12 protein-coding genes are annotated in these 25,299 nt (G+C 34.8%); all 12 read right to left on the reverse strand.

Annotated elements, in window-relative coordinates:
• Nucleotides 1-22: 22 nt before the first annotated feature.
• Complete coding sequence (locus ACEN2I_RS15875; RefSeq protein WP_441767081.1) at nt 23-4,156, reverse strand: TIM-barrel domain-containing protein; 4,134 nt, start codon at nt 4,154-4,156, stop codon at nt 23-25.
• Nucleotides 4,157-4,664: 508 nt separating this feature from the next.
• On the reverse strand, nt 4,665-5,828 hold the full coding sequence (locus tag ACEN2I_RS15880; protein WP_441767082.1) for a SusF/SusE family outer membrane protein: 1,164 nt from the start codon (nt 5,826-5,828) through the stop codon (nt 4,665-4,667).
• Nucleotides 5,829-5,846: 18 nt separating this feature from the next.
• On the reverse strand, nt 5,847-7,739 hold the full coding sequence (locus tag ACEN2I_RS15885) for a RagB/SusD family nutrient uptake outer membrane protein (protein ID WP_441767083.1): 1,893 nt from the start codon (nt 7,737-7,739) through the stop codon (nt 5,847-5,849).
• 16 nt (nt 7,740-7,755) lie between these two features.
• Nucleotides 7,756-10,893: a SusC/RagA family TonB-linked outer membrane protein gene (locus ACEN2I_RS15890; RefSeq protein ID WP_441767084.1), complete on the reverse strand. Its 3,138-nt coding sequence runs from the start codon at nt 10,891-10,893 to the stop codon at nt 7,756-7,758.
• 799 nt (nt 10,894-11,692) lie between these two features.
• Nucleotides 11,693-12,676 (reverse strand): glycoside hydrolase family 43 protein, encoded by a 984-nt coding sequence (locus ACEN2I_RS15895; RefSeq protein WP_441767085.1) that lies wholly within the window; start codon nt 12,674-12,676, stop codon nt 11,693-11,695.
• A gap of 87 nt (nt 12,677-12,763) precedes the next feature.
• Nucleotides 12,764-16,345, reverse strand: coding sequence for a GDSL-type esterase/lipase family protein (locus tag ACEN2I_RS15900; RefSeq protein WP_441767086.1), 3,582 nt, complete (start codon nt 16,343-16,345; stop codon nt 12,764-12,766).
• Between the two features lie 116 nt (nt 16,346-16,461).
• On the reverse strand, nt 16,462-18,819 hold the full coding sequence (locus ACEN2I_RS15905) for a GH92 family glycosyl hydrolase (RefSeq protein WP_441767087.1): 2,358 nt from the start codon (nt 18,817-18,819) through the stop codon (nt 16,462-16,464).
• 14 nt (nt 18,820-18,833) lie between these two features.
• On the reverse strand, nt 18,834-21,002 hold the full coding sequence (locus ACEN2I_RS15910) for a TIM-barrel domain-containing protein (RefSeq protein WP_441767088.1): 2,169 nt from the start codon (nt 21,000-21,002) through the stop codon (nt 18,834-18,836).
• Nucleotides 21,003-21,179: 177 nt separating this feature from the next.
• Nucleotides 21,180-22,364, reverse strand: a complete 1,185-nt coding sequence (locus ACEN2I_RS15915; RefSeq protein WP_441767089.1) for an aldose epimerase family protein — start codon at nt 22,362-22,364, stop codon at nt 21,180-21,182.
• Between the two features lie 21 nt (nt 22,365-22,385).
• A complete protein-coding gene (locus ACEN2I_RS15920; protein WP_441767090.1) occupies nt 22,386-23,384 on the reverse strand; it encodes a glycoside hydrolase family 43 protein in 999 nt (332 codons plus the stop codon).
• Nucleotides 23,385-23,661: 277 nt separating this feature from the next.
• Nucleotides 23,662-24,828 (reverse strand): cellulase family glycosylhydrolase, encoded by a 1,167-nt coding sequence (locus ACEN2I_RS15925; protein WP_441767091.1) that lies wholly within the window; start codon nt 24,826-24,828, stop codon nt 23,662-23,664.
• A 150-nt stretch (nt 24,829-24,978) separates the two neighbouring features.
• Complete coding sequence (locus ACEN2I_RS15930) at nt 24,979-25,281, reverse strand: hypothetical protein (protein ID WP_441767092.1); 303 nt, start codon at nt 25,279-25,281, stop codon at nt 24,979-24,981.
• Nucleotides 25,282-25,299: the final 18 nt, after the last annotated feature.

Consider the following 25,299-nt stretch of genomic DNA (forward strand, 5'->3'; position numbering starts at 1 on the left):
GGAATAGTTAAGGCTTTTAAGCTTATTTTTTAAGGAACTTATTATAAATCTTATTGTCATTTTTATAAGCAGTAATAAAATACAGACCAGCACTTAGCTTAGAAACATCAATATTGTTACTACTATTTACTTTTTGCTTTAAAATTAAACTACCAGTTGTCGAAAAAATACTAACATTTATTCCTGTCATATCATCACTGAAGAAAAGAGTATTTTCTACTGGATTAGGGTAAATAAAATTTTGCTTTTTTATAAAACTACTTTGTCCAAGGCTTGTAGAAATGTTTTTTATACTTACTTTATTAGTCTTTAAGTTAACCGTTACTTTGTATATACCTGTTTCTCCTACTGGCACTTTCCACATATTATCAGGAGTAATACATCCTGTGGCTTTTGTAAATTCCCTCTCAGATAGTGTTTGGTCTGCTACTGCTGCGTACAGCCATGTATCCTCACAATTACCACCGTTAACTGAACGAAACTTGAATTTTCCTTCGGTACTGCCATTTGTAGCAGATAATGTTCCTATCCAGGTATAAACATTTAAATCAGTAGCGGATTGTTCCATCAATAAACCTTTAGTATTATTGCCTGCAGAAGTTGCATCACCAACAATTGATAAGGATTGGAGTGCTACTTTTTGAAAATTTATTTTATTAGTTTCAAGATTAACGGTTACTTTATAAGTTCCGGTTTCTCCAGCTTTTACTTGCCATTTAGTATCAGAAGCGCATCCGTTTACTGTTGTAAATGAATTTGCAGACAACGATTGATCTGCGACAGAGGAATTCAGCCAAATATCATCGCAAAAATTATTGATGCCAGAATGAAATTTGAATTTGCCTTCGGTAGTATTGCCATTGCCTGCTGCTAAAGTTCCTGTCCATGTATAAACTTTCATATTATCTGTGGATTGCTGCATTGCAAGTCCTTTTGGATCCCAGCCTATTGAAGTTGCATCGCCTACTATTGATAAAGAGTTTATAACCTGCTCTATTTTAATTGTTTTTGCTATTACGTCAATAGTGATATTATAGGTTCCCGTCTGACCTTCGCGGACTTTCCATTTTTTATCATTATTACAGCCTTTTTCTACTTTATATGTAGTTGCAGACAAAGTCTGATCTACGTCTGTGGCCATCACCCAAATATCATCGCAAAAATTATTAGCACCAGAGTGAAACTTGAATGCTCCCTCTGTCGTACCATTACTTGCCGTTAATTTTCCTGTCCATTTGAAAATATTTGGCTTATTGAGATCATGATCCATTGGCAGTCCTTTAGGATCCCACCCTATTGAATTGGCATCTCCAACTATAGCCAAAGTTGCAAATTCATGAAGCTTTTCTATCTTGACTATTCTCGTAGCAGTATTAACAGTTATTTTGTAGGTTCCATTTTCTCCAGATTTTACTATCCATTTATTATCTGGGTTAGAGCATCCATTTGCAATAACCATTGCTGTTGAAGTCAAAGATTGGTCGGCTGTAGATGCATAAATCCATACATCATCACATTGCCCTTCCGTACCATTATGGAATTTAAATTTTCCCTCCGTATTACCATTACTAGGAAATAAATGACCAGTCCATGTAAAAACATTCAAATCATCCACAGATTGACTCATAGGTAATCCCATCAGATCAAAATTCATAAGATCCGTAGCATCTCCTACAATAGATAGTGAATTTATAGCTGGTGTTTTTTGAATAACATAGTTTAATGTAGATTCATCAAATGTTATACTATAATTACCATCAGCGTTTATAGTAAATGAAATTGTATTGTTACTATCATTCGTTTGAATGGCTTTTCCAGAAATCCCTGTTGCGCCTCCCCATTCCAATCCATCTGCGTTTTTGCTCTGAATAAATTTTAATGTGTAGGTTTGACCTGCCTTTAAATTTTGTGAATCAAACTTCCATTTCTTTTCCCCAATATTTATCATTGGAATTATATTTGCATTAAAACTTCCTTTAAGAAACATTGTATTTATCATGCTTAAATCAATACTTTGATTTTGATCAGGGATAATGGGTATATAGCGAACGGTACTTGTAGACCAACCTGAATATTCGATTCCTTTATCTGTTACATATCCAATTCTGCTCACACGATTAATGTTTTTACTTCCTGCTATTTGGTTGATTACCACTTTTAATGAATCCGCAGTGTGTTTTGTTACATTAATTCCGTGCAGTGCGTAGTCATTTGTTTTGTAGCCATATCCATCTCCATCATCATGATAAATTTCGCCACTAGCTGTAACATCTTTCAATGGATTTATCAAATAGGTAATATTATCACTTTTGTAATCTGTTGTGCTTTGTATCACTTCTCCAACAGGAATTACAGAACCAGGTCGTACATATAAATGAGCCTGATATTTATCATCCTCAGTAGATTCTAGGGTTACTTTATTCCAATTTCCTTTTGGCAAATTGGGATTTACAGCCCATCTCGGCACTACTAATAAGTCTCTTCCAAGCAAAAAGGCTTGTTGTTCATTTCGTAAACTTAAATCTGTATTATCTGCAAAGAATGTGGGTCTCATTAAAGGCATTCCAGTTTCCGAAGCTTCTCTCAATAGGGTGTACATATAAGGAAGAAGGCGATACCTGCGATTAACAGCGGTGCGGGACACATTTTCAATTTGCGATCCAAAAACCCATGGTTCCTGATTAACAGAGTTGTTTGCAGCATGATTTCTTGAGAAAGGATAATAAGCTCCAAGTGCCATCCAATGCCCCAATAAATCAGGAGTACAATCGTTGTTGAAACCTCCAATATCAGCACCGGAAATGGGCTGGCCTGAAAGTCCCAATGTTATGGACATTGGAATAGAAAGCTTTAAATGTGCCCAGGTAGAAGAGTTGTCACCTGTCCATGTAGCGGCATATTTTTGACCTCCCAAAAAGTTAGATCGAGATAAAACAAACGGACGTTTATCCGGGTTAGCTGCAACGATTCCTTCGCGGCTTGCTTTGACCATCAAATACCCATATACATTGTGATATCTTAAGTGACTTCCGGCAGGAAATCCACCACCACCACGATGTAAATTATCCTCAGGCATTGTTTTGTTTGGAGTTTCAAACACTGAGGGTTCATTCATGTCATTCCAGATTCCGTCTATCCCTTTCGCCATGAAATCTTTATACAATCCTGCCCACCAAGTACGGGTTTCCGGTCTGGTATAATCAGGAAAGGCAACATCAACTGGCCAAACCTGACCGTTAAACTCCGTACCATCCGATTTTTGCACCCAATGATTACCCAATTTTCCCTGATCATACACAAAATACCCTGTCTCTTTTTTTACGCCGGGGTCAATCATGTAAACAGCTTTGAAATTTTTAGTATGCAAATAATCATTCAACCCTTTAGGATTACCGAATGTACTTTGATTAAAAGTAAACACCTTATATTGATCCATATAGTCAATATCCATCCAAAGTACATCGCATGGAATTTTTCTATTTCTGAATTCATCAGCAATACTTTTTACCTTTGAATCCGGGGTATACGTAAATCTGCTTTGCTGAAAGCCCAGCGTCCATAAAGCGGGAAGTTCTATTTTACCTGTTAAATCCCCAAGGGTCTTTACTAATTCCTGCGGACTATTTCTTTCTATAATAATTACCCTGAATCCAGGACCTTCAGATGTTATAGTTACTGGATTTGTTATCACAAAAGATTGTTTCCAGGTATGATCCGCAATAATCCCAAATGCAGTACCATTGGAGCGAACACCCATAATCCATGGATGCGACTGATACAAACGAGTACCATTGTCGATCCAATAATTTGGCGCCTCACTGTTCCATAATGTAACTTGTGTATCATTACGTTTCAACGGCCCTGAAACTTCTCCGTTACCATAAAAATCGACACTACCTGTATAAGAAATCTTCACTGTACTTTTACCATTTACTGTACTAAAAACAGGCTTTATCGACCATGAAGCAGGAACACTTCCCTTGTCAGTTAAATCATTTACAAAAATTAGTGAGGGTAATGTCTCGGTGGGTTTAAAATTGTTTGGGTAAAAAACCGCAATATTATCCCCAGCCATATTTGAAGTCTGACTCCTGGATACGAATACATTTAATACCAATATAGAAACCAATAGGAGTAACTTAAATCCTTTTTTCATAATTGTTTAGTTTACATTTTTATTGTATTCAAATTTTAAATAATTCCGAAGAGGTGTTAATGCGAATATTTGACTTACAAAACACTTCTTCGGGTTATAATGAGGTGTTAAACCGTATAAATAAAATTATATGCTGTTCCTGTCTTACAATAGGAAAAACAAAATAGCAATTAGCTTAAGGGCTAAATCATTAGAAATATCACAGTAGGGGTACACAATAAAAAAGACATTAGTAGTATCCTTATATTTACAGAGTAAAGTTTTTATCATGTTATAAAATTTATCATTTCTTCTTTTTCTTTTCTCGACAAAATATAATAAAACGTTTTAGCGAATTAATCATAATCACATATAATTTACGTTTTAGCGATTTTAATAAATGATTGTCTGAATCCTAAAATTCGTAGAACTAAAAAAGAATCCAAAACTTTCCAATACAAGATTGAAAAGTTTTGTCTTCATTTATTTGGGGCAATTTATTAATCTAAAAATATGGTTATTACTATATCTACAGTTTTTTTAGTTTAATGGTCATTTTAGAAGGATTAACGATGAGTTCGTAATTTCCAGTAGCTTCAATAACCCATTTATTATCGGGATTGGCATTAGGCATCAACGACATTACTATTGCATCTGCATCAGGTATAAGTTTGGTACCATTTATTGCAGGCATTAAAGCTCTGCCCCCCCAGTCACCCTGCTGTGTATAAAGTTTAAATTCTCCGGCGTCAAATTGTCCTTTATAGGAGAAGACTTCAGGATTCTTAGCATCCCATATCATTTGTTTAGCCTTACCAATATCCCAGCCAATTCCGGTTATGGCATTTCCTACCATATAAACATTTTGATAAGGCACATATCCAAAAATGTAGGTTCCTTTATCAATATCCATGTACAAGGAATGGCGACCTGATTCAGTTACTTTAAAAACATTATCGGCTGTTCTCTGATTCGTTTCGTTATACACAAGATTATTTACTGCAACCGGATCGTAAGAAGGTAATTCACTGCCTGGTTTCTCAATAACCTTGAATGAGCCAACCGAGAAATCACCTATAAAATTGTATAGGGTTCTCTCTGTTATTTCTGGTAAACTTTTACCTGTATTGTAATCCCAGCTGCCACTTATAGCGTCTCCAACCATAAATAGCGGTAATGGTCCCGGGCTATAGCTTGTAGCAGCAAAACTTGATGTAGATACTTCTGGAAGCTGAAACTGTGTTCCACCATTTACTTGTGCTATTATTTGCACTTCAAGATTCGTTACAGCACCTCCCGGGCGTTTAAAATGCTTCAATAATAAAGAGTTTAACTGTTTAACTGTATAGGATTTAGTTAAAACACCATCAGGAATTTCTTCCGTATATACGGTTCTTTTAGTCACATCATCAATATCTTTACTAAAATTATTTCCTAAGATATCGATACGGAAGAAGTACTTTAAAGTAGTTCCGGCTCCCCTGTCGTTTCCTTGTGTCCAGGTAAAAGTTATAGCATCTGCATCTTCATTCTCTTTAATCAATACAACCTCATTACTAGAAAGGCTTAAAGTCATAGGATTAGTAAAATTTGGCTCCTGAAGCCAATCATGATTTTCAATCCCCTTGTCATCACACGAAACAAGAACTATACTCATTATTATAAATGAGATAATATTTTTTATATTTTTCATTTTTGTTTTGGTTTTTAGTTATTTGGCCCAGAAAGGTGATTGGACTAAATTTGGATTCTTTTCAATTTCTGCCAGGTATATTGGAAACCAGTAAAATGATTTTCTATATACTCTTGTCTGGTACGCTGTTCTTTTATAGAATTCAGCTTCATTTTTACCATTAAAGTTCATCCCATAAAAAGAACCATTCAGGACAGTTTCTGCTAATTTCCATCTTCTTAAATCATCGTAACGTATTCCTTCAGTACAAAGTTCTACTCTGCGTTCCATTCTGATTATTTTTCTGATGCTTTCCTGATCACTGTCAACATGTATATTTAAAGCGTCAGATGCTCCTGTTGTATACGTTCTTACACCAGCTCTTTGTCTAATTTTGTTAAGATATGTCAAGATATCTGGATTACCTGCATCTGATTCATTAAGTGCTTCGGCATAGTTTAAATATACTTCTCCCAATCTATATAGAATTCCATGACGTGGTGCAAAATAATCGCGTAGAGGATCTCTTGTTGGATCAGTTCTTTTTTTAGCCAAATAGCCATTTTGCGGGGCATCATGTGTATGGTTATTATCTTTAGCACCGTTAAAAAACTCTAGTTTTCTACCTTGATCTTTTCCAGCATTTGCACCATCTGTATACCATGCCCTATCAAAGTTAACTGCCAGATAAAATCTTGGTTCACGATTGCAATACATATTGTAAGTACCAGAGACCGTAACTAAGCCCGCATTTTTAGATTCATTCCATTTTGTTAATCCATTGGTCCAATATCCATCTTCTCCGGAAAAACCATTTTCAACATATCCGGAAGCAGGATCACTTATAGGCAAGCCATTTGCGGTAAAAAATGCATCTACCAGAGATTGTGTAACACCGTATCCTCCAGCGCCACCGCTTCCGCTTGGTGCTGTATGCCTGTCATATTCTTTGGATTCTACATTCGGACGAGCAAACAGTACTTCTCTGTTTCCCTGACTAGCTTCTACAAGATGTAACTTTTGACAAGATAAAAACGGATCAATTTCTCCAGCAGTATTCAATTCTACATACAATTTATGACCGGCTGCTTCTGCACTTATAATCAAATCTTTACTTGCATCTGCCGCAATTTTCCATTTATTAGCATCGTAAGAAGGGTTAAATAATGCTTTCCCATCTTTTGAAAGGTGATTAGCATACTCTGGATTTCCGTTTACAAGTGGGCTTGCTGCAAAAAGCAACATTCTGGCTCTAACAGCTTTACACATAATAGATGTTGCACGACCGTATTTTTTACCATCTGTGTATGATTGCGGCAAAACTTTTTCTGCCTCTTTTAATTCATTATCAATCCAGCTTACAATTTCATCATAAGGTGTTTGGCCAACTTGCAAATCCGGAAGATTAAAATCTACGGGAGTAATTTCATCAGGATTAAAAGGGACTGGGCCATAAGTATTTATTAAAAGTGAGTAATAATATGCTTTTAAAAAACGGCACTCAGCAATCATCAATTTTACTTCACTTTCAGTTAGATTTTGTGAAGGTATAACCTTAATGTTTTTTATTAAGATGTTACATTCTCTTATTCTTTGAGGTAAATTATTCCAATAGCCAGGGTTCCATTGTGAACTAACTGCCCAGTCACCAATCGCAAATGGTATTACTTGCCAGTCATATTGACGCCATCTCTCTGATGGAGTCATATCATCTGCTAAAATTTCCCATCCCAAGCTGCGGGTATACCCCCAAGTAGGATCCGGAATCCTGGAGTAACAGCTAGCCAGCCAATTCTCTGTTTTCGTTTTACTCTGAAACACAGCGTCCAAAGTAAGCTCGACATCATCCTCTTTATCTAAGTAATCTGAACACGAAGTCGATAAAAATAATCCTAAAAAAAGGAATATTAATCTGATATGTAAATTTTTCATTTTCATTGTTTTAAAATTATAGACTTATATCTAATCCAAAAAGAAGAGATTTTGTTGATGGGTATTTCAAACCATTTGATGTATTTAGCTCAGGGTCCCAAAGTTTAAAATTCGAAACGTAGAATAAATTATTACCGCTAACATATACCCTTAATCCTTGGAGTCTCATTTTTTCTGCGGTGTTTTTCTGCAATGAGTATCCAACTTCTACAGATTTCAATCGGCCAAAACTCATGTCTTTTTTCCACCAGGTCGATGGAAGAGCGTTGTTTATATTAGGACCATAACTCAATCTTGGATAAAATGCATTTTGATCAGGATTCTCTTCGGTCCAACGGTCCTGGTAGTTATCATAAATATTCCCCAAAGTACCCTGACCAGTTCCTGGTATAAAAGTGCTTCCTCCTATGATTCGTTCAGATTTTGCGATCCCCTGAAAGAAAAAGCTAAAATCGAATTGCTTGTATTTAGTAGTATTTCCAAAACCATATACTATTTGAGGATCCGTTGTGCCACCTATAAAACCTTCGTCTAAGCCATCTATCAGTCCATCTTTATTTCTATCTTCATATTTAATGTCTCCTGGACGAACTTTACCAAATGTAGGTGTTGGCAATCCTGAAACTAATACATTGTCCGAAGCAAAGTCTTCCTGAGTATATAACCCTGCTGCTATATAACCATATAATGTATTATGCTGAATACCTGTAGCAGAACGGTAAGTGCCTTTTACAGCTTCGGCTTCGTCCCTTTCAGTCACTTTATTTTCAACAAAAGTAAAATTGGCGCGCCAGCTCATAAAAAAATCTGGAGTTATCTGCTTATTGAAATTTAAGGCGAATTCAAATCCTTTATTTTCCATTTTCCCAAAATTGGCATAAGGCGAATTAATAATTCCTGCCTGGCTTGGAATAGTATTTCGTTGAATAAGGATGTCTTTCCTTTTGTCCTGAAATACATCTATTGTCAAATCAATCGTATTCAATATTCCTAATTCTAAACCAATATCTGCTTTTGCAACTTTTTCCCATGTTAAATTAGTTACTCCAATTTCACCTTCCTCAATACCTTCATATTTTACACCTTGACCATTTCCCCAGTGATAATCTGAATTACTACCCTCATTAATTGTAGTTTGATAGGCAAATCTTCTGTTTCCATTAATGTTATCATTTCCTGCCAACCCATAAGATCCGCGAAATTTAATTTTATTGAAAATGTGTTTTACCGGCTCCATAAATTTTTCTTCACTTACTATCCAGCCCGCAGATACAGAAGGGAAAAATCCAAAACGCTGTCCTTTTGCAAAATTCTCTGAACCATTGTATCCAAAATTTACTTCCCCAACATATTTTCGGTCAAAAGTATAGGAAGCCCTTCCAGCCATTCCTTGATGTTTAAAAGCCTGAGGCCCTCTTTCATCCTGAAAACTATCTTGATTATACAGCAACATACTTGTTACATCGTGTTTTCCAAAAGCACGGCTATACGATAGATTTGCTTCCAAATAAATACGCTTATTTCCAAAATAATCATTGTTATAATTTTTATTGTACCCAAGGTAATCCTGACCATATACTTGAATTCCATGAATTAAGCTCCCATCAAGATCTCTTTCAGTAGCAACATTATAATAGTTAGGTGATTTACCGCGTTCTACCTTATTTTCAGAAAAAGAATCAAACGCATACGTGAATTTCGCTTTCAATCCTGGCGTAATAGCTTTAAAATCTTGTTCTAATGACACGAGACTTTCAATTTTGCTGCCACTGTGTTTGTAGAATCCTTGTTGCGTATTCATAGCCCATGGGTTTGCACGGTTTATAACCTTAGGAATAGTCCCGTCTGAATAAACTGCCGGATGCGCAAAAGGAGTCGTTTGAAACGCACTGTCGAACAAGTCGTCAGTGCTGCTATTGCCTTTGTTAAGATTTTGTAGAAAACCTCCGATATTTAATCTGAATAAAGTTGTTTTAGACAAGTTAACATCAACATTTGAACGAATATTTGCTCTATTCAATCGCGTTTCTGTATCATAGGATAACTTTGGATCAGCAGAAAGTATACCTTTCTCGCTATAATAAGAAGCTGTCAAAGCATATCTTAGGATTTCAGAACCTCCTGCAATGTTTAAATTCGTTCTGGACGTATAAGCATAATCTTTGGTAATTTCATCTACCCAGTTTACATCGGGATATAAATCAGGATCATATTTACTTGCTGTTTTTAAAATACGATCTTCTGAATAGGGTTGCACTTTACCATCGTCTGCAGCTAATTCATTTAGCAAACTCATATACGGTGCAGCACCAATGAATCTTGGCAATTTAGTAGGTTCCTGAATAGAATACTCTGTTCTTACCTGTATTTTTGGAGTACCCACAAAACCTCTTTTGGTATTGATCAAAATAACTCCATTTGCACCTCTAACGCCATAAACAGCACCAGCAGCGGCATCTTTTAAAACTGAGAAAGATTCAATTTCTGAAGGGTCAAGATCGTTTAGGTTTCGTTCAATTCCATCCACTAATACAAGCGGATTTTGTCCCCCCGCAAAAGTAGAGATTCCACGAATCTTAATATCCGATTGATCATAGCCTGGTTCACCTGATCTTTGAACGGCCATTATCCCAGTTACCTGACCTGCCAGATTGTTACCTAATGTACGGGAAGTTCCTACTTGTAATAACGAAGGCTTTACAGTACTAATAGATCCTACAACTGAAGCTTTTTTCATCGTACCATAACCAACAACTACAACTGTTTGAAGGTCGTTTGTCTCCTCTGCCATTGCTACTGTTATTTTTTTAGCATTATTCAAAGGATGCTCTTGCGATTTCATTCCGATATACTTAAATATAAGTACTGCATTAGGAGAAGATACCGTAATGTTAAAAGTACCATCAAAATCTGTATTTACAGCATTTTTTGTGCCTTTCTCCAATACAGTAGCACTTGGTAATGAAAGTCCTTTAGAATCCGTTACTTTTCCGGTTATTTTTATGGGATCCTGTGAATTGTTCTGTGCATAACCATTCCCCGCACAGAGCATTAGAAACAATAAGCAAATCAATCCATTCTTACTAAACTTTTTACTCAAGGTAAATAAGTTCAGTTGAGTGGATAAAATTTTCCAAGTCGGTTTAATTTTCATTTGAGTTAGTTTTTGGTTTTTATTAGTTAGTTTTCTTTTTGAATTAAAATGTGTTTTTTAAGATTTTATTTTTATTACTATTTTCAATATGAAAAAAAATTGAAATAGTAATAAGATACCAAATTTTACTTTTTTTTAAACATGTTAAAATATTTATCATTTTTTTTATTGATAGTGTAATTTTATATCCTAAAAAATGTCATTTTAATTTTTGACCAAATTAGGCTATAGACAACATAATTTTAATCCCATTTTGTTTCATAATTATGTTGAAATGGTTCATACACGCCTGAAAACGCAGAATAAATGGAATATTTAAAAAATAAATACGTAATACACTACAAATGAAAAATTGCTCCAAAAGAAAGAATAAAATACAAGCATTTTTAAGGTAAAAAAAGTGGTGTATTCTTTTAATTTTTATCCAATTAGTTTAATCTAAATTCATTTTTAAAAAATTTAAAAACAAGATGTTTTGTCAAAAAATACATTGACAGCATCTATTCCACATGTTGGCTAATATTCTTACAGAGACTTCTTAAAACTCAGGTAAATTGTTTTTAATGACTCCATTGTCAGGTTTTTTAAATAAGTCTAAAAAATATTTAAGAATAAATCTTAGCTAAAATTCATTGTTAAAAACAACAAACAACTGTATGATAATCAGTATAAATAAATAAATAAAAAAATCAATCAACATAATTAATAATCCTGATTTGAAAGATGATTTTTATTTTTTTAAAGGGCAAAATTTAAAGAAGTATTAACAGATCTCTTTATTTTAAATAGAATATCTAAATTATTTAATGGTATGTGCTTTTACCCCTTCGTTTGTTATAACAACAGGTTTTATAAAACCATTTTCATCAAAATACATTTCCTCTATGCACGTTTCCCTGGAACTTGAATCAGTTTCAGTAAGCGGTCTTCTGTGGTAAACAATATAATAGGTGTCAGAATCAGGTGTTTTTATAATAGAATGATGACCCGCTCCTGTAGCTATTTCAGGGTCTTGTTCTAAGATTTTTCCAATTCTTTTGAATGGCCCCATTGGAGAATCTGCAATCGCGTATGCCACACAATAATCAGGTCCTGTCCAGCCTCCTTCAGACCACATAAAGTAATATTTGTTATTTCTGATAAACATAAAAGGACCTTCGACATAGTTTTCGGGTGTTATTTCTTTGAAAATAGTTTTCTCTTCAAAAGGAACAAAACCTGTAAAATCTGCTTTTAGCTTTGCAATATTACAATGTCTCCATCCTCCATAAATTAAATAATGCTGACCATCTTTATCTCTAAATACAAATTGATCAATAGGTTGTGCACCGTTATAAAATTTATCAACCAGTGGTTTTCCTAAATAATCTTTATAAGGCCCTTCAGGTTTTAAAGCTACGGCAATACCAATTCCGCCTACTTCATTGTCACTCTGAATATCATTTGCTCCAAAAAACAAGAAATATTTATTTTTATTTTTAATGATTGAAGGCGCCCACATTGCTTTTTTTGCCCATTTTACTGCCACTGTATCTAAAATTCTCTGATGTTTTGTCCAATGAGTTAAATCTTTGGAAGAAAAAGCATCCAGAAAAATCTGGTCCTCATAAGGAGCCGAAAAAGTGGGATAAACCCAATACATTTTATCAAAAATAATTGCTTCAGGATCGGCATACCAACCTTTGAAAATGGGATTATTGTTTTTTGTTTTCCCTGAAACTATTGGTTGTGCAATTGCTTTTGAACACCAAATAATCAGAAGAAAAAATAAAATCTGTTTCATAGTTTTTCTTATATATAGTTTATAGAAAAAATCTGCCTCTTTAAAAAAGGCAGATTATATAAAAATTGATTTTTTTTAATCCCAAATTTACTTCTTCATTATCTTATAAGAACTAATTGTGGAATCTGAATAAAAGATCTTCAGAATATAAACTCCCGAAGTAAATGAACCTGCACTTATTATTTTAGAGTCAATAACCGTTTTAACCAATCCTCCAAGTGCATTATAGACCTCAATTTTATTAATGTCATTGTCTCCAGAATCAATTGTAAGGATTTCGTGTACCGGATTTGGATATAACTGTATTATTTTACTGCTACTGTTAAAGTCAATAGTTTTTAAGGTTACTGCTGAGAAGTCAATTTTATTAGTACTTTGAGCAAGATTAGCAAAAGTTGCATCACCTGTAGCCTGCCCTCCATCAAGTGGAGCATATAACTCAAGGCTTGATTTAAGCATGTTACCATTATTCAGTGCTGTTACCTCTTCTAAATTCATCCCTGATCTGTAGAAAAACCAGTTTTTATACTGAATTGATGTTGGTGCATTTGCAGGATTTAAAGAAAACATTTTTGCTTCTAATTTTTCATTAAGACTTCCTAAAAGTGTAGCACCTGAATAAAGAACTGTTGTTCCTCTTGCGTAAAAATGAGTAAGTGTGATTTTGTGCCACTGATTGTCATTTAAAACAGTAGATCCTGTAATTTTAGTTCCTGAAGGAGAAGTGTAAATTAGATGTCCATCTTTATCAATAGCAATAATGCCAGCCGTTGTCGCTGTACTAAAAGAGGCTATATTACCTATTGAACTTATCTTAACATCAAACGATGTTGTAAATGAATGTATGGTTTTTTCAGGTGTAAATTTTATTGATCCTGTAGAAAGTATATTATTTATATTTAAAGGAGTTCCTGCAACAATTTTTGGTAAGGACTTTCCTTGTTCTAAAGCATCAAATAAAGATGGAACCATTGCATAAAAGAACTCTGTATGTCCAACATCATTTGGATGTAAATCGTCGGATTTATATCCTGTTGCCCATCTGCCGGCTCCATTATCAATTGCTCCCAGAAGATTGATACTTGGCACATCCCATTCATGAATTAGCAAATTCATTTGTTTTATAAAGTTATAATCCGCTGCATTATAATCTTCACGAGTATAATTATTCATAACCACCGGAATTTTTCCGTTTTGTTTCGCCTTTGCAATAAGCAATAACATATTAGCTTTAAACTGGTCAAACGCTGGCTGCCCATTTTCATGAATGCCTTCATTACCAAGTGAAAGACCGTAAATTACATATTTACTGCAGTCCCCTATAAGGTCTTTTTCATATCGGTTCAGGAGACTAATCGTATTATTTCCATTTATGGCAATATTTGAAGTAGTAAATTTAGAACTTGTTCCGTTCGAAAAACGCTCTCCAAGTAATTGAGCATATTGATAAGCATACCCATGATTATCAGTAGCACCATGTCCGTTTGCTACAGAAGATCCCATTACAGATATTTCCAAATCATCTATATTATCACATTCAATTGAATATGTGTATGTACTTAAATCAAGTGTAATTTTAAATTTTCCATATTTAAGTGCTATATCTTCAGTCGGAACATTATATGCCTGATACTCTGATTTCAACATTACTGTATTGGCAGTATTTGTAACTTTATGGAAAGAATATGGCCAATCACCATTTCCTTTAAAACTAAAACGAGTGTCAGTTTCACCATTGGAAACAGTCATATCAATTGTTTTTGACCAGATTCCGTTACCTTGATAATCCAAGGGAGCACCTTCAGCAGCAGCCCAACTGCCTGTAATCATGTTGGAGGCTACAGCCCATCTTATTGGGACAATGCTATATGTATTAGTATTTAAATTTACGGTAATAAGTACTGTTCCTGTTTCAGCGGGGTCAATTCCTGCACCATTTAAAGAAAGTGCTCCCCCTCCTGAACCCGCGCCATAAAAAGCACCACCAGATTTAGAAGTATAAAAGTTAATTGTACCATTTGCTTTTAATGAAGTATATATTTCAAAAATGTTTGTTATGTTATTAGTCAGCCCCCTAACCATTCTCATTGGTAGAGCGTCATTCATATTATCTCCTTTTTCTGTAGCCGTTCCTGAGAAAAACAATTCTGATATCTGATTAGAAACGTTAATTGTTTTAGTAGCCGAAACTGAAGGGGTCAGCAAACTCGTTGCTGTCACTACTACCGCCCCATTACCTACAGGACTAAGCAAACCTGCGCTGGTGATAGTGGCAATATTAGTATTATCAACTTTCCAGCTTACTGCAGATGAACTTGCGTTTGACGGCGTAACTACAACTGACAGTTGTGATGTTTGTCCACTTGTTATAATATTGTTTCCTGTTATTTGAAGTGCGTTTACATTAATTACAGGAATTTCAAATTCTTCAATTTTCAAAGCGTTTATATATGCAAAACCGCCACTAATAATTGATAAGTCAATAATTATTTCTCCGGAAAGATTCGGAAATAATACATTTGTGCTAATAATTGTATTATTGTTCCCAGCCGCACCGTCAGTTGTTACAAGTTGACCTGTAAAAGAATTTTTTCCTGTAAAGATAAATTTCGATTCTCTTACCGGCGGATCAGCAACTCTTGAGCCAAAAACATTAAACTTATACCCTTTTGAAGGAGATAAATTACTTATTTTAAGCTGCCCTGTAGGATTACCGCTTTCTAAATAAAAATAATCTGAAGTAGCAGTTTTGACTGCAAGATCAGCTAAATTAGCTGTCGTTGGTGTTAATAATCCATAACTATCAGATGAATTTATTGAAAAATTATCAGTGACAGTAATGGTATAACCGGTAGCCACGTTGTTAGCATTGATCAATGCAGTTGTCGCTCCTACAGATCCGTTTGTTGGGTTATTCCAATGGTGATTGTTTGCATCCGGGCTTGGTGTAATTGCTCCATTATTACCACCTGTCGGGCCAAAATCTACATACATACTTTGATTTACCGGAATGTCATATTCTTCCATTTTCAAGGCATTTATATAGGCGAAATTTCCTGTAACAATAGATAAGTCTATAGTTATAACTCCTGAAGCATCCGGTAATAATAGTATTGTTTTAAGCATTGTGGTAATGTTCCCAGTTGATCCATCTGTTGTTATAAGCTGACCTGTAAAAGAATTTCCTCCTGTAAAAACAAATTTCGATTCTCTTACCCCCGAACCAGAAGCAACTCTTGAACCAAAAACAGTAAACTTATAGCCTTTTGTAGGGGATAAATTGCGTATTTTAAGCTGTCCTGTTGGATTAGGAACCTCGACAAAAAAATAATCCTGAGTGGCGGTTCCTATTGCTAAGTCGTCTAAATTAGCTGCCATTGTTACTGATGGTCCATAATTTACAGTCGAATTTAATGTAAAATTATCGGTAACTTCAAGTTTAAAACCTGTAGTAATGTTATTAGCATTGATCAAAGTGAGGCTGCTTCCTACGCCTTCACTTATCATATTATTCCAATAATGACCACTTGCATCAGGGCTTAATGTTATTGCTCCCTGAGTTCCCCCTGTCGGACCAAAATCCACATAAAAACTTTGATTAAGAGTTTGTCCATTCAGATGAATAAATCCACATAAAAGGTAAAATAATAAGAGTAATTTTTTTTTCATTTTTTGGTTTTTATAGTTAGTTAGTAAAATTATAAACACCTGATGTACAATCTAAATCAGCAGATCATCGCTCTCATAACATTCGCGTTTTGTGAAAGAAAATAATAGAAAATAACTTATTCAGACCAAGTAGCTGCAGGCTTCACATCTACTTTCATTTTTAAAGTCCCTCCTTTTTTAACAGCCTCTAAGTCGATTGAAAGATTATCTAAATCAGTATCATTCAGTTTTACTTCCTGCAGGTAAATATTGGTTTTAGAATTATTTTTTACATCAATAACAAAACTTTTATCACGGTTTTTTCCTAATTGTCTTATAGTGACTTTATCAAACAATGGGCTTCCAATTTGAAATGACGGATTAACATCTGTAAGTCCCCTAACATCAAATAATCCAATAGAAGACATAACATACCAAGCTCCTAACTGACCCTGGTCTTCATCCTGACCATAGCCATAGCCGTGAATACCTTCGGTTCCATAAAATTCGTCACAAATAGCACGTACCCATTTTTGTGAGAGATATGGTTTTCCTGAAAAATTAAACAGCCACGATATATGTAAATTCGGCTGATTACCATGATTATAAAATCCTGATAATCCGGCAAATGCATCGATTTTAGTTCCGCCTCCAAAAACATTTTCCTGGGATTTTGTAAAAATGTTATCCAAACGATCGTTAAAAGTATCTTTTCCTAAAGTTTTAACTAATTCAGGAACATTGTGAGGAACGTAGAATGTATACTGCCAGGCATTCCCTTCCTGAAATCCTCTCCACGGCTGTGATGGATCAAAATCTTTTATAAACTCTCCATTAGCATACTTAGGTCTTATAAAAGTTGTTTCTTTATCATAAAGTAATTTCCAGCCATCAGCTAATTTTATAAGTTTTTCATAATCTTTGGTTTTACCTAACGCTTTAGCAAATTGCGCTACAGCATACGCACTATAAGAATATTCCAAAGTGTGGGAAGCTGAAAATCCTGAACCTTCTGCGCTGGTTTGATAATCCATGTTATCTAAGTATGGAGAATAACCTAGTTTTACAAATTGCTTCACATCCATTTTACCTGCACCTTCTATTCTGCCTCTCCATTCTAATTCATTTTTCAGAGCTGCTTCATATCCTTTTTCTACATCAAAATTACGGATCCCGGAATTATAAGCCGATGCTATTGCAAGTCCTGTAAAGTTGGTACCTACGCCCGATACATATTTGCTATTAGCAATACCATCGCCAAGCCATCCTGCATCTTTGTAGATCAATATTTGTCCCTGTACCCAGTCTGCATAATATTCAGGATAAGCGAGCGCCCATAATTGGGTTAAGTTCCAGAAGCCTCCCCAAATTGCATCCGTATTATAATAATTGTGCTGTGGTTTTCCTTTTGCATCCAAAGGAATCTGCCCCACTTTACCATTGTTCATTGGATAAGCTCCATTTACATCACTTCCTAATCCACGCCCCAATAAAGCGTGATATAAACCTGTGTAGAATTTAATTTTGTCTGTTTCATTTTTACCTTCTACGACTATCCTGCCTAAATAGTCGTTCCATGTCGCAAGGCTTTGTTTCTTAGCCGCAGCAAAGTTTAGTTTTTTGGCTTCTCTTTCAAGATTAATTCGGGCATTGCCAATAGAGTTATAAGACAACCCTATTTTAACAGTAATCATTTCATTCTCTTTTGTATCGAAAGTCAAATAAACTCCTGCACCTTCTCCTGCAATTTGTTTAATCCCAGCCTGAGTTTCTTTTTTATTAAATACGCCAAAACTCGTTGGCTTTTTATCTAAAATGGCTGAGAAATATATAGCAACATCAGCACCAGACTGAAATTTTTTAACATATTCCGGAATTGTAATCACATAACCTTCTACTCTTCCATCTTCAGAAATGGTAACCTTTGATTCCTTAACAGCGCCGCTCTCACCCTGTCTGTTACCAATATCAAAAATGATATTCGACTGAGAAGATTTTGGAAATGTATACCGCTGAAAACCGACTCTTTTTGTTGCTGTAAGTTCTGCTTTTATATTATAATCCTTAAGCAAAACTGAATAGTAGCCTGCTGTAGCATATTCATCCTTACGGTCAAATTTTGATCTGTACCCATCTTCCGGATGATCAAGGCTTCCTGGTATTGTTTGTAATTTACCAACCGATGGCGCCAATACGATTCCGCCTATCTGAAATTCATGTAAACAGGCAAACCCTTCTATCGAAGTATCTCTATCATCATAACCTGTAGCTTCCCATCCCTGAGCATTGCCCAAATGCCCATTAGTCGAAGGCCCCAGTTTTGCAAGTCCAAAAGGCATTGCAGCAGGTGTATAAAAAAACCAACGGCTATGTGCCGTTCCAATATTTGGATTTACATAATCTGACAACTTTTTACCAGATTGCTGACTCAAGGCCATATTATAAGATAATAAGGCGACAGTTATAATGCAAAATCGTACCAGAATATTTTTCATATCTCAATTATATTTTATTTTAAATCAATCGTAATTCCATCTTTCAGTGTACCAGAACCTGTATATATTTTACCTTCAAGCATTACACTTACATTTACTGCCTTTACATCTTCATCGCTGTTTCTCTTACCTTCAACTTTAGAAATTTTGACAAAAACAGTATCACTCTTTTTTTCTGCATTAAAAGTTAGCAAAACATAATCGCCTTTTTCAAAACCAAATCCATCACCTGAATCTAAGTAAAGTTCTCCGTTTGCTTTACCACTTGCATCAAGGCAAACAAAAAGACTTAAAGGATCGAATGAATTTTCTCCAGCATTTTGAATCACTTTACCCGCAGGAATAATACTTCCGCCTCTAATACTCAATTTTGCCTGATATTTATCCTGCTTCTCACCCTCTATAAGATTTAATTCTTCCCAAATTCCAGAAGGAAGTATTGGATCTTTTGCAAATGCCGGAATAACCAAAAGATTTGCTCCTAACAAAAAAGCCTGTTCTTCAGCTCTAAGACGTGAATCCTTAGTATCTGCAAAAAATACGGGTGCCATAACCGGCATTCCAGTTTTAGAAGATTGATAGAAAAGAGTGTATAAATACGGAAGCAAGCGATAGCGCCTTTCTAATGCAATACGCGATGTTTTTTCAATCTCTGGACCAAACGCCCATGGTTCTTTGTCATTTGTTCCTGCACAAGCATGACCGCGTGCAAAAGGCATAAACGCTCCAAAACCTAACCAGTTGGCCCATAAGTCACCACTTGTATCTCCAAGGAAACCTCCAATATCCGGTCCGCTGAATGGCTGACCTGACAATCCTAATGTTATTGACATTGGTACCGATAATTTCATGTGTTCGACACTGGCATAATTATCACCTGTCCAGGTCGCGGCATAACGCTGTCCTCCTAATAAATTAGATCGGGTTAAAAGAAAAGGGCGCTTGGCTGGGTTTGTTTTTAAAATTCCGTCATAAGATGCTTCTACCATTAATCTGCCATATGCATTATGATAAAGTAAATGATCACCTTTAGGCAAATTTCCACCGCCTTTGTGAGGCGTATCATAAGGCATTGTCCCTAAACGTTTACCTTCAGGAAAATCATTATCATTTACAGCTGGTTCATTCATATCATTCCATACACCATCAATTCCAATGTTTAAAAAATCTTTATAAAGTCCAGACCACCAATTTCTAGTTTTTGGATTTGTAAAATCAGGAAAAGCACAATCACCAGGCCAAACTTTTCCGTGATATTCTTCTCCATTATTTTTCTTCACCCATACATTATTTTTTGTACCAGATTTATAAACAGAATATTCCTTATCAACTTTTACTCCAGGATCTATCATATAAATGGCTTTAAATCCTTTTTTATGTAAATTATTATTTAAAACTTTCGGATTCGGGAATCTGATACTGTCAAATGTAAACACCCTGTAACCCTGCATATAATCAATATCCATCCAAACTACATCAGCAGGAATTTTCTTTTCCCTGAAAGTGTCAGCGATTTCCATAACACGTTTTTCGCTGTCATAAGAAAATCGGCATTGGTGATATCCCAATGCCCAGCGAGGTGGTAATTTGATTGTGCCTGTTAATTCAGAAAGTCCTTTCATCACTTCCTGAGGCGATTTTCTATCAATGATATATACCCTGAACAAAGCTCCTTCTGAATTATATATGATCTGATCTGAGTTTGTAATTAACTCAGCTTTCCATGTGCTGTCAAAAATAATTCCGAAAGCAGAACCATCTTTTCGTACACCCATTACCCATGGATGCGTTTGATACAATCTTTTGCCGCCTTCTACACTATAAGCTCCCGTGTCTGTATTCCATAATTTAATAGCCTGACCGTTACGCAACAAAGGACCTGTAACTTCTCCGCCTCCGTATAAACTTATATCTTCTTTCAAATTTAAAACAGCACTTGCTTTACTATTGTTGAATGTAAACTCCGGAATCAATGACCAATCAGTTGGTACTTTTCCTTTAGGTTTTGGTTCTGTCGCAAAAATCAATGAGGGTGTTTTGTTTTTATCAAAACCTGTCGGTATAAACTCTACAATTCTATTACCCACCGACGTCGTTCTCTTTAACGAAACTTCCTGACTGGTGGATTTTAATATTACTGTTGAAATAAAGAAAATTGAAAATAATACGGGTTTTAAATTCATATTAGAAATTTAAATGTTATTAAATTATCACAAATGCATCATTAAGACATACTAAAACGATTTAGCAAATAAATGTAAACATTTTGATTTTACAAAATTTTTTATAAAAATAAGTAGGAGAATTGTATTTTTAGTAATCTATTAATTACTTATAAGTGATTAAAGAAAGAAAACAAACTAAGGGCTGACCGAAAATTTATACAAAGAAATAGTGTGATAAACTGCTTTTGGTTCTAATGTTATTGATGGAAAATTAGACTGATTCGGTGTATCTGGAAAATGTTGCGTTTCTAAAGCAAAAGCGGTTCTGTAATCATCTTTTGCACCTGATTTAAAGGTGTTTTTACTTTGCATAAAATTCCCAGTATAAAACTGAAAACCAGGTTCTTCGGTATAGACATTCATCACAACTCCTGATAAATCTCCAGTGATTGAACCTAAGTGAATCATCTCTTCTTTATTTTTATGCTTTAATACAAAATTATGATCATATCCACCTCCATTCTTTAATTGAATGTTATCTGATTTTATTCGTTCTCCAATTGTGTGTGGAGTAAAAAAGTCGAATGGGGTACCTGTAACAGATTCAATTTTCCCTGTAGGAATTAAACCTTTATCAACAGGAGTATATTCTTTAGCATTAAATTGTATAATATGATTCAGGATAGTACCCCTTCCTTCTCCATTTAAATTAAAAAAGGCATGATTAGTTAGGTTTACAATCGTTGTTTTATCGGTTGTAGCCTCGTATTCTATTTTAACTTCGTTATCATTCGTAACACTATAAGTTACCTTTACTTTTAAGTTTCCGGGAAAACCCATTTCCATATCCGGGGAAATATAAGTAAAAACCACAGTATGTTCGTTTGTTTTTTCTGCATCCCAAACTACGCCCTCGAACCCTTTTGTTCCACCATGCAAAGCATTCTCACCATTATTAATCGGAATACTATAATTTTTTCCGTTTAAGCTGAATTTACCTTTGGCAATTCTATTACCAACTCTTCCGATAGTAGCTCCAAAATACTTCTCAGTAGAATTCTGATAGTCTTTTATACTTTTAAAACCAACCACTACATCTACAAATTCATTCTTATTATTTTTAACCAATAAGCTAATTAAACGTCCACCGTAATTGGTAAAAGCTGCCTGGATATTTTCGTTTTTAATCCAGTAAAGGCTCACTTTTTTTCCTTCAATTTCTCCTTTAAAATTGTCTGCATCAAGAACGATGGGTTGTATATCTGCGTTTTCTGATAGGAGTTTATTTGATTTCTGGATGTAGCCTTGCTGCCTTTTTTGACAGGAAATCTGCAGGAGCAACCCTGAAATAAGAATGGTAAATATTTGTACTTTTTTCATTTTGATATTTTAAATTTCTAATTATTGCATTGCCGGAATTGCTAATGTAACTTCTTCAGATATTGGTTCTCCTATAATTGGTTTTCCGTTTTTGTCCCATTTTATTTGTTGCATTCTTGGGGATCTTTGCATACCGCATCCTTCTCCCGGATTTGAATTTGCATGGTACAAAATCCAGTCTTCTTTACCATTTGGTGATTTAAAGAAAGAATTATGTCCCGGAGCATAAACTTTAGCTTTATCTGATTTTTCTAAAATGGGTTTGTCTGATTTTGCCCATGCCAAAGGATCCAATAAATTGTTTTTTCCTGTAAAAGTGAGCAAACCTAAACTGTAATTATCAGTCCAGCACCCACTTGCTGAAAAGACGATAAAGGCTTTATTTTTATGTGTCAGAAATTGAGGCCCCTCATTTACGTTTACCTGTGCGGGATTTACATCATCGTGCAATGCACCATGCAACTCCCATTGATTGGTGGGACTTGAAATTAAAACTCTGTCTCCGTCAATTTCAGTAGGACTCTTCATTTTGGCGATATAAATATTTTGCTGCCCATTAGTATCTCCTTCCCAACCAGACCAAATCATATATAATTGTTTTTTATAGGTAAAAACATTCCCATCAATTGCCCATTTATCGGTTTGTGCGGCTATTTTTCCTTTAAAAATCCACTCACCTTCCATTGGATTTTCAGAATTATTTTCTAAAACATACATTCTGTGTGTATTATTATAACCGTTGTCTGCAGCAAAATACACATACCATTTGCCCATAATAAAATGAAATTCAGGTGCCCAGATTTCTGCAGAATATGCTGTGTTTGCCGGTGCTGTCCAAATGATTTTCTTTTCTGCGTTTTTTAAATCTGCTAAATTTTTGCTTTTCAAAAGAACCAGATGGTTTTGCATGGTATGGGTGTAATAATAATAGCCATTATGATAAGTACTGTATGGATCTGGTCCATAATCCAAAATAGGATTGGTAAAGGTTTGCTGTGCTGACAGAGCATTACTTGTCATACAAAATAGGATCAGTAATAGTGCTTTTTTTAATATGGAATTATTTATTTTCATACGTAGATATAATTGTTTTTGACCCATTTTTGGTCATCTTTTTAAACTAATTAATGAATATATTTCATCTTGATTTTTTTGATTTCTTATGATGACTTATTTTAAAAATGGTTAAATTAAAAATCAAATTATCGGTACAAAGCGTTCCAATAATTTGAAATCACGTTAAACAACTAACCACAGTTATTTTAAAATAAGTATGCTCTCTTTATGATGTCGTCTTTTATTTAGAATTTACTTCGGATGTAATTTTTCTAATAAAATCGGTTTCTGATTTTTTGTATGGTGTACCATCAGCATTAAATACTTCATGAAACCATACAGGCGGTGCTGACTTATATTTTTTTGTCCAACTATCCCAAGGAAATTTAGTTTGTGTTTTCCCGTCTACTAATCCCCAATTCATCATAGCGATTTTGTTTTCTTTGGCAATTGGCAAAAATCCTTCGAAAGTACTGCCATTTGGTCTGGCCATATATTCAGTGCACAATAATGGTTTTCCATAGCGTTTTAACTCTTTTATTCTGTTTATAAAGTCAGCTGGCTTGTCATAACAGTGAAAGGAAATAACATCTGATTGCTCCAGTTGTAATTTAAAAATAGGTTTCATTCCTTTTCTAGACCAATCACCTGCCCAAACTCCTGATGTTAAAGGTTGTGAAGGATTACTGGAACGTGCCCATTCAAAAGCTTTTTCCAAAAGTTTGTAAACTAAATCTTCTTTATTGTCCCTTTCTGCTTTATCATAAGCTGGTCTGTTCATGTTGTCTGGCTCATTCCAGATATCCCAGCCTATAATTCGATTATCGTCTTTAAAGTGCGCTACTGTTTCTTTAATATACTTTTCTAAACGCGGCGTTTGTTTTTCGTCCAAAAGTGCTTTTTGTCCTGGGGACTGCACCCAGCCCGAATTATGCAGAAAAGGCTTTGGAGCTCTTTGTTTTCCAGATAACGGAAAAGGATCCCAGCAAGAATCGAACAAAACAAATAATGTTTTAATATGATGTTTATGAGCGATAGTCAAATATTCATCCATTCTTTTATAAAATCCCTCAGCATCATCTTTATGCAGTAAATCATGGAGATAAACGCGCATCACATTCATTCCTATGCTTTCTGCCCAACCTAATTCCTGATCAATTTTTTTTGGATCAAATGTATCTGCCTGCCACATTTCTAATTGGTTAATGGCATTACCCGTTGTGAAATTGGCTCCAACCAGCCATGACTGTTTTGCGTACCAGGTGTTAGCTTTCTCTTTAGTCCAGATTGTTCTTTCAATTACAGAAGTTTCAGTTGGGCTTTGATCGGTTTTAATTTCACTTTTGCTTTTGTTACAGCTAATTGTGAGTACCGAAAATAAAGCAATAGCTATTAATTTATTTTTCATTATAAAAAAGATATTGAGGTTTTTAGCTTCGTGAATTAGGATAAACTCAAAAAGCCATAATGTTTATTATTGATTGTATTGAATTTTATTTACTAATTAAAATATTGAAAATATGCGTTAATATTTATAATTCTTTAGCTGCCTTTTTAATCAAAATTGCCTATACGAATTTATTTCTCGTGTAATCAAAGCTTCTTGCCATACTTTTTGATCTGCTTCGGTACGTATACTATTATAATTATTAGAACTTCCAAATAGCTGATTAAAATTTTTAAATCTATCTAACGAAACGTACGGAATTCCATTATTCAAAGCATTTCCTTCGGGAGTTATCACTTTCAGTAAACTCCAACTGCCAGTTCTACCGCTATCTACCCTGTTTTGACATTCAGGCTTAAAGATTTTTGATTCTGCTATTTCATATTTTGCATAATTATTTGGGCTGACTTTCATGAAATTATTCCCATTACG

This window comes from Flavobacterium sp. W22_SRS_FK3 (assembly GCF_052113665.1).
Classification (GTDB): Bacteria; Bacteroidota; Bacteroidia; order Flavobacteriales; family Flavobacteriaceae; genus Flavobacterium.

Bases quoted from the DNA above. Each gene is read 5' to 3' on its own strand.
- ACEN2I_RS15885 (WP_441767083.1), bottom strand. From the start codon at position 7,739: ATGAAAAATTTACATATCAGATTAATATTCCTTTTTTTAGGATTATTT.
- ACEN2I_RS15920 (WP_441767090.1), bottom strand. From the start codon at position 23,384: ATGACAAGTAATGCTCTGTCAGCACAGCAAACCTTTACCAATCCTATT.
- ACEN2I_RS15910 (WP_441767088.1), bottom strand. From the start codon at position 21,002: ATGAATTTAAAACCCGTATTATTTTCAATTTTCTTTATTTCAACAGTA.
- ACEN2I_RS15900 (WP_441767086.1), bottom strand. From the start codon at position 16,345: ATGAAAAAAAAATTACTCTTATTATTTTACCTTTTATGTGGATTTATT.
- ACEN2I_RS15895 (WP_441767085.1), bottom strand. From the start codon at position 12,676: ATGAAACAGATTTTATTTTTTCTTCTGATTATTTGGTGTTCAAAAGCA.
- ACEN2I_RS15915 (WP_441767089.1), bottom strand. From the start codon at position 22,364: ATGAAAAAAGTACAAATATTTACCATTCTTATTTCAGGGTTGCTCCTG.
- ACEN2I_RS15905 (WP_441767087.1), bottom strand. From the start codon at position 18,819: ATGAAAAATATTCTGGTACGATTTTGCATTATAACTGTCGCCTTATTA.
- ACEN2I_RS15880 (WP_441767082.1), bottom strand. From the start codon at position 5,828: ATGAAAAATATAAAAAATATTATCTCATTTATAATAATGAGTATAGTT.
- ACEN2I_RS15890 (WP_441767084.1), bottom strand. From the start codon at position 10,893: ATGAAAATTAAACCGACTTGGAAAATTTTATCCACTCAACTGAACTTA.
- ACEN2I_RS15930 (WP_441767092.1), bottom strand. From the start codon at position 25,281: ATGAAAGTCAGCCCAAATAATTATGCAAAATATGAAATAGCAGAATCA.
- ACEN2I_RS15925 (WP_441767091.1), bottom strand. From the start codon at position 24,828: ATGAAAAATAAATTAATAGCTATTGCTTTATTTTCGGTACTCACAATT.
- ACEN2I_RS15875 (WP_441767081.1), bottom strand. From the start codon at position 4,156: ATGAAAAAAGGATTTAAGTTACTCCTATTGGTTTCTATATTGGTATTA.